This is a genomic window from Micromonospora sp. WMMC264 (assembly GCF_027497275.1).
Lineage (GTDB): Bacteria > Actinomycetota > Actinomycetes > Mycobacteriales > Micromonosporaceae > Micromonospora > Micromonospora chalcea.
The window spans coordinates 438,284-451,876 of record NZ_CP114907.1 but is presented as its reverse complement, the minus strand read 5'-3'; the positions used below and the strand labels follow the sequence as shown (position 1 = coordinate 451,876).

Genomic DNA, 13,593 nt, shown 5'->3' with positions numbered 1-13,593 from the left:
TTTACTCCACTGCTATTCCACGGGTGGCTCCACGAAGAGGGTGGCCAGCCTCGGCAGCCGACGCCGGGCCTCCTCCTCGTCGTCGAAGTCCCAGAAGTCGTTCAGGTCGGGCACCGGCACCGGGTCGCGCTCGGCCGGCAGGTCGGTCGCGGTGGCCTTCCGGTACGCGTCCCACGGCACCGCCAGCATGTCCTCGCACTCGAACTCCTCGCCGCTGAGCGCCGCCGCCCGCACCTGCGGCAACTCGGCGAGCGAGTCCGGGTCGCCGACCGCCTTGGCGAACACCGCCCGGCCCTGGGTCATCAGCCAGCCCCGGAAATACTCGAAGCCGTCGTCCGAGGCGCCGCCGTTGATCAGGTACGCCGCGCCCCAGAGATCCACCCGGTAGGAGGCGGCGAGCACCCGCCGCTGGTGGTGGGCGTACCCGACGATCTCCTCCGGGTCGCGCTCGGCCAGCAGCGCGACCGCCCGGGCGGCGACCGCGTCGGGCTCTCCCCCGGCCCCGGCGCGGGCGTCGTCGATCAGCTGCCAGAACTCGTCGGTCCTCATGGCAGGCAGTCTGGCAGAGCCCTCCGACGCGCCGGTTCGCCGCGCGCCGCCGGTGCGGCGGGGCGGTTCGGCCCGCGTGCGGCAGCATGGTGCGGTGCGTGCGATCTCACTCCCGCCCGTCGCGTACGGGTCGACGGCCGTGCGGCCGGGCTGGGCCGACCTGCCGGCCGGGCTGCGGAACGCGCTGGCCGCCCGGCTCGGCGGCCCACCGGCGGCGGTACGGGTGGCCGCCGGCGGGTTCACCAGCGGATTCGCCGCCGTGCTGACCGGCCCCGACGGTGAGCGCGTGTTCGTCAAGGCGGCGGCGCTGCACGGGCAACGGCACCTGGTCGACTGGTACGCCCACGAGGCGGCGATCCTGGCCCGGCTCCCGGCCGGCCTGCCGGTGCCCCGGCCGCGCTGGGCGCTCACCGAGTCCGGCTGGTACGCGCTGGCGCTCGACGCGATCGACGGGCACACCCCCGCGCTGCCCTGGGCGCCGGCCGAGCTGGACGCCGCTCTCGCCACGTACGCCGAGGTGGCCGCCGCCCTCGCCGACCCGCCTGCGCAGCTGGCCGCGCTCCCGCTCCCCCGGCTCGCGGACCTGGCCCGCGACGACATCCTCTGGTGGGGCGAGGTGGCCGCCGGGCGCGAGCCGCTGCCCGAGCAGGCCGCCGGCGCCCCGCTGGCCGAGCTGGTGGCGCTGGAGTCGCGCCTGCCCGGGTACGCCGACGCGGCCCCCGGGCTGGCCCACGGCGACCTGCGGGTGGACAACCTCCTGATCGACTCCGGCGGGCGCGCCTGGCTGTGCGACTGGCCGTGGCTCTGTCACGGGCCGGCCTGGTTCGACCTGGCCGGGCTGCTGCTCACCGCGTACGCCAGTGGCCTGGACGCGGACGCCGCGTTCGCCGGTCACCCGGCGGTGGCAGGGGCGCCCGCTGATGCGCTGGACGTGACGCTGGCCGCGCTGGCCGGCTACTACCTGACCGGAGCCGCCGCCGAACCGTCGACGGCGTCCCCGCACCTGCGCGCCCACCAGCGCTGGAGCGGCGAGCAGGCGCTCAGCTGGCTGGCCGAGCGGCGAGGCTGGTCCTGACCCCACCCCGCCGGTTCCCCATGACCCACCCGGTTCGGCGAAGTGGCCGCATCCCACCGAACCGGCCCTCTCCCCCCTTGATCCACACCAGCACGGGGAAGTAGCGGCATCACACCGCCCCTGACCCCGCCACCTCCCCGAACTGGCGCGCCCGTCCACCGGCCCTCGCCCTTGATCCACACCAGCACGGGGAAATGGCCACATCACACCGGCCCTGGCCCCGCCACTTCCCCGAAGTGGCGCGCCGCTCGACCAGCCTGGAAACGCCGATCGGACTGGTGTGATCGCTGGGTGCGACGGCATGCTGGTGACGGTGGCAGGTGGGCCCCGGCCGGAGGCGTTTTGGCTCGTCGGGGACCGACCTGGTAGCCTGGCTTTTCGCGCGGCGATGACGCATGCTCGTCGTGCGCGAAAGCAGACCAACCCGAGCTATCAAGACGAGGCTGTCGCGTGGCGAACATCAAGTCCCAGATCAAGCGCAACCGGCAGAACGAGAAGCGCCGGCTGCGTAACAAGTCGGTCAAGTCGTCGCTGAAGACCGCCATCCGGAAGTTCCACGAGGCTGCCGAGGCGGGCGACGCCGAGAAGGCCACCGTGCTGATGCGTGAGGCCACCCGGAAGCTGGACAAGGCTGCCAGCAAGGGTGTCATCCACGCCAACCAGGCGGCCAACCGGAAGTCGGCGATCGCCAAGCGCGTCGCCTCGTTCTCTGCCTGACCGGCACCGCAGATCCCGACCGGAAGCCCCGGGGCCATCGAGCCCACGGGGCTTCCGGCTGTCCCACTCCGATCACGCCGCAGATCTTGGTACGAAACGGCCCCCTGAGGGGCGGTTCCGTACCAAGATCTCCGCGCGAAGGCGCGGGGCGCGGCGCGGGGGAAGAGGCGCTGCTAGCGCTCGGTCGGGCGGTCGAACGTCGCGCGTTGCGGGTGGTGGTAGCGGACGCCCCGGGAGTCGGCTGGCGTGCCGCCCGGCAACGACCGGACGCTCCGGACCGCGCCGCTCGGCAGCGCGCGGGCGCTCGCGGGCACCCGGGCCCGGCCGACCACCGGCTCCATCTGCCGCCGGAAGCGGTCCCGCTCCTGCTCGGGCACCAGCGCCGCGGTGCGGACGACCATCTCGGCGACCACGTCGTTGAGCTTGACCATCGCGGCCACCGCGACCGGCAGCACCAGCACCGCCCACCAGCTCACCAGTTCGGCGAGCGCGAGCAGCACGGCGAGCGCCATCGCGCCCTCGAAGAACAGGAAGCAGAGCACCCCGCCCGGGTTGACGAAGCGCAGGCCCAGCACCCGGGCGTAGAGCGGGCGGTACCGTTCCTCGTCCGTGGCCACAGTCGACCACGATCGGGTCACCGGGCGCCGCCCTGCCGGGCCGCGGCCACCGAGAACACGGCTCGCTCCAGCGCGTACGCCCGGTCGTCGGCGCCGCCCTTGACCGCCGCGTTGCACTCAGCGGCCACCCGCATCGCCTCGACCAGGCCCTCGGGTGTCCAGCCCCGTGCCCGCACCTGAGCCTTCTCGATCTTCCAGGCCGGCATGCCCAGCGTCTTGGCCAGCTGGAACGGGCTTCCCCGCCCGGCGGCGGCGACCCGGGCCACGGTTCGTACGCCGTCGGCCAGCGCGTCGGCGATCGGCACCGGATCGACGCCGACGTGCAGCGCCCAGCGCAGCGCCTCCAGCGCGCCGGGCACGTCGCCGACCATCGTCGCGTCGGCCACCGTGAAGCCGGTCACCTCGGCCCGCCCCCGGTAGTAGCGGGCCACCGTGTCCGCGCTGATCCGCCCGTCCGTGTCGGCGAGCAGCTGCGAGCAGGCGGCGGCCAGCTCACGCATGTCGTTGCCGACCGCCGCGACCAAGGCGTCGGCCGCGTCCGGCGTGCACTTGCCCCCGTTGCGACGGATCTCGTCCCGCACGAAGGCGGCCCGTTCCCGGTCGCCCTTGAGCTTCATCGCCGGCACCACCGTGGCACCGGCCGCCCGAAGCCCGTCGGCGAACGCCTTGCCCTTGGCCCCGCCCAGGTGCAGCACGACGAGCTGCACGTCCGGGTCGGGGTTCTTCGCGTACGCCAGTAGCGCGGTGGACAGGTCCTTGCGGGCGTCCTGACCGGAGCGGAGCACCAGCACCCGGCGGCCGCCGAACAGCGACGGGCTGAGCATCTCGGCGATCTCGCCGACGGTGAGCGTGCCGGCCTGGTATTCCCGCACGTCCACGTCGGGGTCCACCTCGCGGGCCCGGGCGACGGCTTCGGTCACCGCTCGCGTGGCGAGCAGCTCCTCGTCGCCGAGGACGAGCACAATAGGAGGCAGGTCGGCGGGGGTCACGTCGCCCATACTCGCACGCCCTCCGACCCGATCGGACCTGGTCATCGAGGACTGTGACGGCACAGCCCGCACTCAGCGCAAATCCAGACATTTGACTTGATCCACCATCTATCGCAACAAGATTGGCCACCTCACCGCTGTCGTACCGGATCGGGGCCGCGCGTCACCACGGCGAGGCCGGCGCCGACGCGCACGGCGGCCAGGTCACCGCCGGTGTCGGTACGCAGCACCCGCGCGCCGCCCCGGGCCAGCCGGTCCAGCAGCCCGGCGTTGGGATGCCCGTAGTCGTTGTCGACGCCCACGCACACCAGCGCCACCGCCGGGCGCACCGCGGCGAGGAACTGCGGATCCTGGTACGCCGAGCCGTGGTGGGCCACCTTCAGCACGTCGGCCCGGATCGCGGCGGCCGGCATCGTCTCCAGCATCGCCCGCTGCTCCTCCGTCTCGGCGTCACCGGCGAGCAGGACCCGTACCCCGGCCACGGTGGCGGTCAGGACGAGTGAGTTGTTGTTCGGGTCGGACCGGCTGCCCCGCAGCGGGTACGGCGGCCCCACCGCGACCAGGTCCACCGCTCCGGCCCGCCAGCGCCAGCCCGCCTGCGCGGCGGCGAGCGGCGCACCGGCCCGGCGGGCCGCCTCGCGTACCTGGGCGGCGCCGTAGGGCGGCTCGGACCAGGACGGACCCACCACCGCGCCCACCCGCCGGCCCCGGAACACCCCGGCCACGCCGCCGACGTGGTCGACGTGGAAGTGACTGACCACCAGCAGCGACACCTCACGTACGCGCAGGCGGCGCAGGCAGGCGTCCACGCCGGACGGGTCCGGTCCGGCGTCGACCACCACGGCCCGGCCGGCCGCCACCGGCAGCACCACGGCGTCCCCCTGTCCCACCGCGCACGCCACCACCACCCAGCCGCGCGGCGGCCAGCCGGAGGCAAGCAACCGGATCGGCACCGCGCCGAGCACCACCGCCATCACCACGACCGCGACCAGCCGCCGCGCCCGGCGTCGGCGGAAGGCGAGCAGCAGCGCCACGCTCACCCCCGCCAGCAGCAGGGCCCCGGCCACCCCGCCCACCCAGGGCAGGTTCCCGGCCGGCAGGTCCGCCCCGTGCGCGGCCACCGCCACCAGCCAGCGCGCCGGCCAACTCGCCAGCCAGGCCAGGAACTCCGCGCCGCCCGGCCACACCGGCGACAGCACCGCCGCCAGCACACCGAGCACAGTGGCGGGCGCGACGGCCGGCACCGCCAACAGGTTCGCCGGCACCGCCACCAGGCTCACCGTCGCGGACAGTCCGGCGATCACCGGGCCGCAGGCGAGCTGCGCGGCGGCCGGCACGGCGAGCGCCTCGGCCAGCCCGGGCGGTACGCCCCGGCGGCGCAGCGCGTCCCGCCATCCCGGCGCGAGCAGCAGCAGTCCCCCGGTGGCGCAGACCGACAACGCGAACCCCGGGTCGCCCGCGAGGTCCGGGTCGTACAGGACCAGTCCGGTGACCGCCGCGGCGAGCGCGGGCAGCGCCGACCGGGACCGCCCGGCGGCCAGCGCGGCGAGCCCGATCGCACCCATCGCGGCGGCGCGCACCACGCTCGGCGAGGGCCGGACCAGGATGACGAACCCGACCAGGGCGAGCACACACAGCGTGGCGGCGGTACGCGGACCGGCGCGCGCCCAGCGGGCCAGCAGCAGCACCGCACCGACCACTATCGCCACGTTGGAGCCGGACACCGCGTTGAGGTGCGTCATCCCGGTGGCCCGGAAGTCCTCCTCCACCTCGGGCAGCAGCCGGCTGGTGTCCCCCACCACGAGGCCGGGCAGCAGCCCGCCCGGCGCGTCCGGCAGCGGCGCACAGGCGCGCTGGAGCCCTGATCGCAGCACCCCGGCCGCCCGTTGCGGCCAGGACGCGCTGCCGCGCAGCGTGGGCGGGTCGGCGGCGGAGAGCACGGCGGCGGTCAGGTCACCGCCGCGCGGGGCGGACAGCCGCCCCTGGGTGGTGACCCGCTGACCCGGCAGCAGCGGCCGCCAGGCCGGGTCGGTGGCCAGCACGAGGGCGCGTACCGGGCCGGTGACCCGCGCGCCGTCGCCTCCGGTGAGGCGGACCAGGTCGACGCGGACCAGGAGCATCGGTGGCCGGCCGGGGGCACCGCGTACCGGGCGGGGATCGTCGCGCAGCACCAGGTCGGCGGTGACCACTGCGCCTTCGGCGACCAGCGCTCGTACCGCCGTGGCGTCGCGGATCGCGAGCCGGGCGCCGGTGGCGGCCGCCCCGCAGACCACGCCGAGCAGCACGGCGACCGCGATCCAGCCGTAGCGGCGGGCCGGCTCGCCCGGTCGACCGAGCACACCGCAGCGGCGCAGGCCCGCCAGGAGGGCGAGCGCGGCGGCGACGGCGGCCGTCCACACGGTCGCCCGGACGGTGAGGTGCAGCCCGGCCAGCGCGGCGAGCCACGCGGCCGCCGCCAACCCGGCCAGCCGCAGGTCGGGCACGTCGCGGACAGGCGCAGGGTCACCGTCGAGGACGGGCGAGGCAGGGGCACGCCGGCCGGTCACACCGTCACCAGTTCCTTGAGCTGCTCGTACCGGGCGTCGCCGATGCCGTCGACCTGCCGCAGGTCGGACACGGACCGGAAGCCGCCGTGCTGGTCGCGGTGGTCGAGGATCCGCTGGGCGAGCACCGGGCCGACGCCGGGTAGCGCGTCGAGCTGGGCAAGCGTCGCGGTGTTCAGGTTGACCGGTCCGGCCGGCGCCGCAGGTCCGCCCGGCGCACCGCCTGCGCCCGCCGCGGCGGGCCCGCCCGGTCCCGGTGGGGCGGTCACGCCGACCAGGATCAGTTCACCGTCGGTGACCTTGCGGGCGGGGTTGAGCAGCGCGACGTCGACGCCGGGCAGCGCGCCGCCTGCTGCCTCGACGGCGTCGGCCAGCCGGGCGCCGGCCGGCAGCCGGACCAGGCCGGGGCGGCGGACCTTCCCGGCCACCGCGACGACCACCTGACCCGGTGCGCCGGCTGACGCGGGCACCCCGGTGACCGCCTCGGTCGCCGCGCCCACAGGCGCCTCGGAGGGCGCCGTCACCGGCGGCACGGGTTCGGTGCTCGGACGCGAACGCCAGGCCCAGACGGCGGCCACCACGACCACCACTGCCGCCACCGCCGCGAGCGCCCGCACACCCCGGCGGCCGGGATCGAACGCCCCGGGTCCGGGCAGCCGGGACGCCAGGCCGCGCGCGGCCACCGGAGCATCGTGGGACGGGCCTTCGTCGGCGTACGGCTCGGCGGACCAGGGGTTCGCCCCGGACGAGGGCTCCCGCCCGCCGTCGCGCTCCGGGAAGCCGGGACGCAGCCCGAGACCCGGCTCGGCCTCGCCGGGCCCAGGCCCGAACAGCCGGGCGAGCCGCCGCCGTACCGTCGTCTCCTCGTCGTCTGGCACGGCTCGGGACGCTACGGCGACAGCTCGTCCCGCATCGGCCGATGAACGCTCACCTGTGGACAACCAAGGGACTGTGGACACACACCCGATCAAGCCGTGGCCGTGCTAGGTGGCCGAAAACGGCAGTCAGCGCGCCTCCGGGTCCAGGCCGAGCGCGGCCCGTCCCCCGTCGACCGGCACGACCGCGCCGTTGACGAACGAGGCGCGGTCGGAGAGCAGGAACGCGACCACCTCGGCCACCTCGTCGGTACGCCCGATCCGGCCGAGCGGGTGCAGCCGGGCCATCTCCGCGTCGACGTGCGCGACCTCGGCCGGGTCGAGTCCGGCCAGGTAGGCGGCGTGCCGTTCGGTGTGGACGGAGCCGAGCGCCACCGCGTTGGCGCGGGTCCCGTGGCGGCCGTAGTCGACGGCGAGCGCCCGGGTCAGCCCTTCCAGCGCGGCCTTGGCGGTGGCGTACGGCAGCGCGCCCGGCACCGCCCGGCGGGCCTGGTGGGACGAGACGTTGACGATCGCGCCGCCGGTCCGGGCGGCCAGGAACCGGCGTACGGCAGTGCCGGCCCCGGCCACGGCGGGCCGCAGGTTGAGCGTGATCAGGTCGACCACCTCGCTCGCGGGCGCGCGGTGCAGGTCGGCGTCGCGGAAGACGGCGGCGTTGTTGACCCAGCCGGCCAGCGGCGCGTACGCCTCGGCGCGGTCGGCGGCCCGGCCGGTGACCGCCTCGTCGCCGGCGTCCCCGGTCACGGCGTGCAGCCGGTCGGCGAGTGGATGCCGGGCCAGCCAGTCCAGGGCGCTCGTGTCCCGTTCGACCACGACCACGATGCCGCCGTCGGTGGCCAGCCGCTCGACGATCGCCCGTCCGACGCCCCGGCCCCCGCCGGTGACGACATACGACCGGAGGTTCATCCGGCCACCCTAGGGTGTACGGCGGTGGACCACCACGCACGCCAGCCCCGGCCCGGCGTGGGCGGCGACCACCGCTCCGGCCTCGGTGACGTACGTGTCGTGCAGCCGGTCGCCCAGCCGCTCGGTCAGCGCCGTCAGCAACTGCTCGGCCCGCTGCGGCGCGGCGAGGTGGTGCACCGCGACGTCGACCTGGGCGTCGTCTGCCGCCTCGACGGCGAGGTCGACCAGCCGCGCGACTCCCCGGCTGGCGGTACGGACCTTGTCCTTCACCACGATCGCGCCATCAGGCATGTGCATGATCGGCTTTACCGAGAGCGCGGTGCCGAGCAGCGCCTCGGCCGCGTTGATCCGGCCGCCCCGGCGCAGGAACTCCAGCGTGTCGACGTAGAAGTAGATGGTGGTGCGGGCGACCGCGTCCAGCGCCGCGTCGCGTACCCCGGTCAGGTCGGCGCCCGCCGCGGCGGCCGCGGCGGCGGCGAGCGCCGGGAAGCCGAGGCCCATGCCTGTGGATCGGCTGTCGACGACGGTGACGCGGTCGTCGCCGATCTCGGCGGCGGCGAGCCGGGCGGCCTCGACGGTGCCGGACAGCTCGGCGGACAGGTGCACCGACACCACGCCGTCGGCGCCCTCGGCGAGCAGCGTGCGGTAGACCTGCGCGAACTGTTCGGGCGCGGGCCGGGACGTGCTCACCGAGACCCGCCGGCCGCTCAGCGCGCGGGTGGCGTCGGCCGGGGAGGTCTCGACGCCCTCCAGCCCTTCCGCGCCGTTGAGGACGACTGTGAGCGGGACGACGGTGAGCCCGCGTGCGCGGGCCAGGTCGGAGGGCAGGTAGGCGGTGGAGTCGGTGACGACCGCGACGGGCATGACCGGCACGCTAGCCGATGGCGCTGTGACGTGCCGGGGCCGGAGGTGTCAGACCGCGTCGGTGAGCGCCGCCCGGGTGACCAGACCGACGTTGTGCGCCCGCAGGTGCCAGCCCCGGACGCCGTTGTGGCGCAGTTCGGTCCAGTGGCAGTTCGCCAGCGAGCCGAGGCTGCGCAGCACCGTGTGGTCCCAGCCGAGCAGGTGCCCGACGCCCTGCCGGGCGCCGCCGCCGTGGGTGGTCACCACGACCGTGCCGCCGACTGCGAGGTCGGCCGCGTCCTGGAACCCGGCACCGAGCCGGGCGCCCAGGTCACCCAGGGGTTCGAGGCCGGCGCCCGGGTCCGGGTCGCCGGCCCGCCAGCGGGCGTACTCGTCGGGGAACCGTTCGGCCACCTCGGTCAGGGTGAGGCCCTGCCACTGGCCGAAGTGCCGTTCCCGCAGCCGCGCGTCGGTGCGGACCGGCAGCCCGGTCAGCGCCGCGAGCGCGGCGGCGGTGTCGGCGGCCCGGCGCAGGTCGCTGGCGACGATCGCGTCGGGGCGCAGCGCGGCGAGTACCGGGGCGGCGGCGTGGGCCTGCTCGCGGCCGAGGTCGTTGAGGGGCACGTCGGTCTGGCCCTGGACGCGGCTCGCGGCGTTCCAGTCGGTGTTGCCGTGCCGCCAGATGATCAGGCGGGTCATTCGGCGGTGGCGGTGCCGGCGGCCGAGTCGGCCAGGTCGCGATCGGTGAACGGGATCTGCGGGCAGTCCTTCCAGAGCCGGTCGAGCGCGTAGAACTCGCGCTCCTCGGTGTGCTGGACGTGCACCACGATGTCGACGTAGTCGAGCAGCACCCAGCGGCCGCCGCGCTCGCCTTCGCGGCGCACCGGCTTGGCCTTCTCCGGCAGCTCCAGCAGGCGCTCCTCGATGGCGTCGACGATGGCGAGCACCTGACGCTCGTTCGGAGCGGCGGCCAGCAGGAACGCGTCGGTGATCGCGAGCTGGTCGCCCACGTCGATGATGACGATGTCCTGTGCCTTCTTGTCGGCCGCGGCCTGGGCGGCGGCCATCGCCAGCTCGTGCGCGCGCTCGGAAACTGTCACCGTTCTCCTTCGATCAACCGTGCGACCCTCCAAGCCTCTCACACCCGGCGGTGCGGCGACTTGTCAGTTCTGGTCGATTTCAGGCACAAACGGGGACATAAAGCGCGGAATCACCGCTGATAGAGACGTCGTTTCGCGATGTACTGCACCACACCGTCGGGCACCAGGTACCACACCGGTTCGCCCCGGGCGACCCGCGCGCGGCAGTCGGTCGAGGAGATCGCCATCGCGGGCACCTGCACGAGGCTCACCGAGTCGGCCGGCAGGTGCTTGTCGGTCAGTTCGAAGCCGGGCCGGGTCACGCCGATGAAGTGGGCCAGTTCGAGCGCCTCGTCCAGATCCTTCCAGGAGAGGATGCGCTCCAGCGCGTCCGCGCCGGTGATGAAGAACAGCTGCGCCTTCGCGCCGTACTCGGCGTGCAGGTCGCGCAGCGTGTCGACGGTGTAGGTGGGGCCGCCGCGGTCGATGTCGACCCGGCTCACCTGGAAGCGCGGGTTGGAGGCGGTGGCGATCACCGTCATCAGATAACGGTCCTCGGCCGGGGTGACCGCTTCCTCCGCCTTCTGCCACGGCTGTCCGGTGGGCACGAAGACCACCTCGTCCAGACCGAACCGGTCGGCCACCTCGCTCGCCGCCACCAGGTGCCCGTGGTGGATCGGGTCGAACGTGCCGCCCATGATGCCGACCCGCCGGATGTCTTCCTCCACTCAGCGATCGTAGGCCGCCCGCCCGGCGGCCCCGGGCGGGGTCCGCCGTCGAGCGCGCCGGGCGGTCCCCCACCCGGCGCGCTCCCAGCTCAGGCCGACGCGGCGGCCACCGCCGTCCGGGCCACGAGCGCCCGGCGCATGTCGTCGTCCAGGTCGGTCACCCACCGCCGCAGGCCCGGCGTCAGGTCGTCGCGGGCCAGCAGCGCCGCGGCCATCTCCCGGGTGGGCTGCGCCACGGCGTAGCGGGGGTAGGCGGCCACCGTGACCGCGTCGGCCACCCACGCGGTACGCAGACGCGCCGCCGCCGGCATGTCGGTGAAGTAGCGCTGCACGTACCCGGCGGTCAGCTCTGCCTGCTCGGGCTGCCAGAAGCCCTCGGCGGTCGCCTCGACCAGGCGGTTGGACAGCTCGGTGCTGCGGGTGACGATCTCCCAGGCGGCCCGCTTCGCGTCGGCGTCGGGCAGCGCGGCCCGGCACGCGGCGGCCTGCTCGGCGCCGGTGGCGCTGCGGTCGGCGTCGGCCTCGGCGTCGATCTGCGGCGTACCGGCCGCGCCGAGCACCACCAGCCGGCGCAGCACCGCCCAGCGCAGGTCGGTGTCCACGGCCAGCCCCGACGGCACGTCCTTACCGGCCAGCCAGCCGGCGAGCATCGCGGTGTCGGTGGTGGCGGCGATCAGGCCCCGCGCCGCCGCCAGTTGCAGGGAACCGCCCGCGGGGGCCGAGTCGAGCAACGCCGCGCAGGCGCTCGCCACCCGCAGCAACGCCGCGTCCCGGCCGAGCGGGTCGAGGTAGCGGTCGATCAGCCGGCGACTGAGCAGCAGCACGTCCTCGACGATCGTCACCTCGGTCTCGGCGGGCAGCGCCGCCGCAATCAGCGCGGCCAGCGCGCCGGCCGGCCGTTCCCCGTCGGTGACCGCGTCCAGCGCCTCGCCCCAGAGCAGCGCCCGGGCCAGCGGATCGTCGAGCCCCGGCAGCAGCAGCGGCACCGCGTCCGCCGAGGCCGGGTCGAGGCGGATCTTGGCGAACGTCAGGTCACCGGCGTTCGGCAGCACGAGCCCGGTGGCGGGCCGTCCGACCAGCTCGGGCAGCGGCGTCCGGCCGCCGTCGGCGTCGGGGTCGAGGTCGACGTCGAACCGGTACGCCGGGCCGTCGGCGGTGTGGTGGGCCACGCCGATACGGTGCGGCCGCAGCACCGGGTGGCTCGCCGGGGCGGTCTGCACGATCGCCACGTCGGTCCACCGCCCGTCGGCGTCCACGGCGGTGTCGACCCGCAGCGTGTTCACCTGCGCGCGGCGCAGCCAGCGTTCCGCCCAGCCGTCCAGGTCGCGGCCGCTCGCCGTACCCAGGGCGGCCAGCAGGTCGGCGAGTGTCGCGTTGCCGAAGCGGTGCGCGGCGAAGTGCGCGTTCAGCCCGGCCAGGAACGCCTCGTCACCGAGCCAGGCGACGAGCTGGCGCAGCACGCTGGCGCCCTTGGCGTACGAGATGCCGTCGAAGTTCAGCAGCGCCCGGGCGGCGTCTGCCACCTCCTCCGGCGCCACCGGATGGGTGGAGGGGCGCTGGTCGGCGGTGTAGCCCCAGGCCTTGCGACGGCTCGCGAACGTGGTCCACGCCCGGTCGAACCGGGTCGCCTCGGCGGTGACCCGGGTGCCCAGGTATTCGGCGAAGGACTCGTTGAGCCACAGGTCGTCCCACCAGCTCATGGTGACCAGGTCGCCGAACCACATGTGCGCCATCTCGTGGGCGATCGTGGTGGCGCGCAGCTCCCGCTGGGTGTCGGTCACCGCCGAGCGATAGACGTAGTCGTCGCGGATCGTGACCAGGCCCGGGTTCTCCATCGCGCCGGCGTTGAACTCGGGCACGAACGCCTGGTCGTACTTGTCGAACGGATAGCGTTCGGCGAACAGCTCGTGGAAGCGGTCGAAGCACTGCCGGGTGACTGTGAGGATCTCCTCGGCGTCGGCATCCAGGTGCTCGGCGAGCGAGCGCCGGCAGTAGAGGCCGAGCGGGATGCCGTCGTGCTCGGCGCGCAGCACGTGCCACGGCCCGGCGATCAGCGAGACGAAGTAGGTCGCGAGCGGCTCGGTGGTGGCGAACTCCCAGCGGCCGGGTGCGGGCCGGTCGGCGAGCGGCCCGTTGGCGGCCACCGTCCACTCCGGTGGCGCGGTGACGGTCAGCGTCACCGGCGCCTTCAGGTCGGGCTGGTCGAACGCGGCGAAGATCCGCGGCCCGTCGTCCAGGAAGGACATCGCATACAGGTAGGTCTCGCCGTCGGCCGGGTCGACGAACCGGTGCAGCCCTTCGCCGGTGTTGGAGTAGGCCATCTCAGCCTCGACGGTGAGCGTGTTGTCGGCGGCCAGGCCGGTCAGCGGCAGCCGGCCGTCCGCCAGCAGGGCCGGGTCGAGGTCGCTGTCGTTGAGGCGGGCGGCGAGGAGTCGGCGCGGTTTGACGTCGACGAAGGTCTCGGCGCCGGGGGTGGCCCGGAACCGGATGGTGACGGCGGAGCGGAACCGCTCGGCGTCGCCGGTCAGGTCGAGGTCCACATCGTAGGACTCGACGGTGATCGACGCGCGGCGCGCGGTCGCCTCTGCACGGGTGAGGCTCGGCATCCGCTTATCCTGCCCGATGTGGTCCGCTCGGGCCGCCTCGTTACGCATGGCGATGGAGGAGCAGCG

At 74.9% G+C, this 13,593-nt stretch carries 13 protein-coding genes; 2 read left to right on the top strand and 11 right to left on the bottom strand.

Going from position 1 to position 13,593, the window contains the following annotated elements; translation table 11 throughout:
* Window positions 1-12 precede the first annotated feature (12 nt).
* Window positions 13-549, bottom strand: coding sequence for a DUF4240 domain-containing protein (locus tag O7542_RS02110; protein WP_043328995.1), 537 nt, complete (start codon window positions 547-549; stop codon window positions 13-15).
* On the opposite strand from O7542_RS02110, the gene O7542_RS02105 reads away from it, so the two are divergent.
* Window positions 548-1,624 carry a phosphotransferase gene (locus O7542_RS02105; protein ID WP_281605611.1) on the top strand — a complete coding sequence of 359 codons (1,077 nt, stop codon included), beginning with the start codon at window positions 548-550 and terminating at the stop codon, window positions 1,622-1,624. The genes O7542_RS02110 and O7542_RS02105 overlap by 2 nt on opposite strands.
* Window positions 1,625-2,074: 450 nt before the next feature.
* Window positions 2,075-2,341, top strand: a complete 267-nt coding sequence (rpsT, locus tag O7542_RS02100) for a 30S ribosomal protein S20 (RefSeq protein ID WP_030503107.1) — start codon at window positions 2,075-2,077, stop codon at window positions 2,339-2,341.
* A gap of 173 nt (window positions 2,342-2,514) precedes the next feature.
* Here the strand turns inward: rpsT and O7542_RS02095 are convergent, their stop codons facing one another.
* The 10 genes from O7542_RS02095 to pepN all read right to left on the bottom strand — a co-directional run bounded on the left by O7542_RS02095 (window position 2,515) and on the right by pepN (window position 13,527).
* On the bottom strand, window positions 2,515-2,979 hold the full coding sequence (locus O7542_RS02095) for a hypothetical protein (protein WP_043328992.1): 465 nt from the start codon (window positions 2,977-2,979) through the stop codon (window positions 2,515-2,517).
* Window positions 2,976-3,956, bottom strand: coding sequence for a DNA polymerase III subunit delta (gene holA / locus O7542_RS02090; RefSeq protein ID WP_043328991.1), 981 nt, complete (start codon window positions 3,954-3,956; stop codon window positions 2,976-2,978). Before holA ends, O7542_RS02095 begins: the two co-directional genes overlap by 4 nt.
* 122 nt (window positions 3,957-4,078) lie before the next feature.
* Window positions 4,079-6,430: a ComEC/Rec2 family competence protein gene (locus tag O7542_RS02085; RefSeq protein ID WP_348651586.1), complete on the bottom strand. Its 2,352-nt coding sequence runs from the start codon at window positions 6,428-6,430 to the stop codon at window positions 4,079-4,081.
* A 59-nt stretch (window positions 6,431-6,489) separates the two neighbouring features.
* Window positions 6,490-7,368 (bottom strand): ComEA family DNA-binding protein, encoded by an 879-nt coding sequence (locus O7542_RS02080; protein ID WP_281605609.1) that lies wholly within the window; start codon window positions 7,366-7,368, stop codon window positions 6,490-6,492.
* Window positions 7,369-7,494: 126 nt separating this feature from the next.
* Window positions 7,495-8,271, bottom strand: a complete 777-nt coding sequence (locus O7542_RS02075; protein ID WP_281605608.1) for an SDR family oxidoreductase — start codon at window positions 8,269-8,271, stop codon at window positions 7,495-7,497.
* A gap of 9 nt (window positions 8,272-8,280) precedes the next feature.
* The gene (locus O7542_RS02070; RefSeq protein ID WP_069088002.1) at window positions 8,281-9,135 is read right to left on the bottom strand and encodes a DegV family protein; all 855 of its coding nucleotides are present in this window, start codon (window positions 9,133-9,135) and stop codon (window positions 8,281-8,283) included.
* Between the two features lie 48 nt (window positions 9,136-9,183).
* Entirely contained in the window at window positions 9,184-9,813 is a 630-nt protein-coding gene (locus O7542_RS02065) for a histidine phosphatase family protein (protein ID WP_166457743.1), read from the bottom strand.
* Window positions 9,810-10,214 (bottom strand): ribosome silencing factor, encoded by a 405-nt coding sequence (rsfS, locus tag O7542_RS02060; RefSeq protein ID WP_013287996.1) that lies wholly within the window; start codon window positions 10,212-10,214, stop codon window positions 9,810-9,812. Before rsfS ends, O7542_RS02065 begins: the two co-directional genes overlap by 4 nt.
* A 110-nt stretch (window positions 10,215-10,324) precedes the next feature.
* A complete protein-coding gene (gene nadD / locus O7542_RS02055) occupies window positions 10,325-10,921 on the bottom strand; it encodes a nicotinate-nucleotide adenylyltransferase (protein WP_030503098.1) in 597 nt (198 codons plus the stop codon).
* 89 nt (window positions 10,922-11,010) lie between these two features.
* The gene (pepN, locus tag O7542_RS02050) at window positions 11,011-13,527 is read right to left on the bottom strand and encodes an aminopeptidase N (protein WP_281605607.1); all 2,517 of its coding nucleotides are present in this window, start codon (window positions 13,525-13,527) and stop codon (window positions 11,011-11,013) included.
* Window positions 13,528-13,593: the final 66 nt, after the last annotated feature.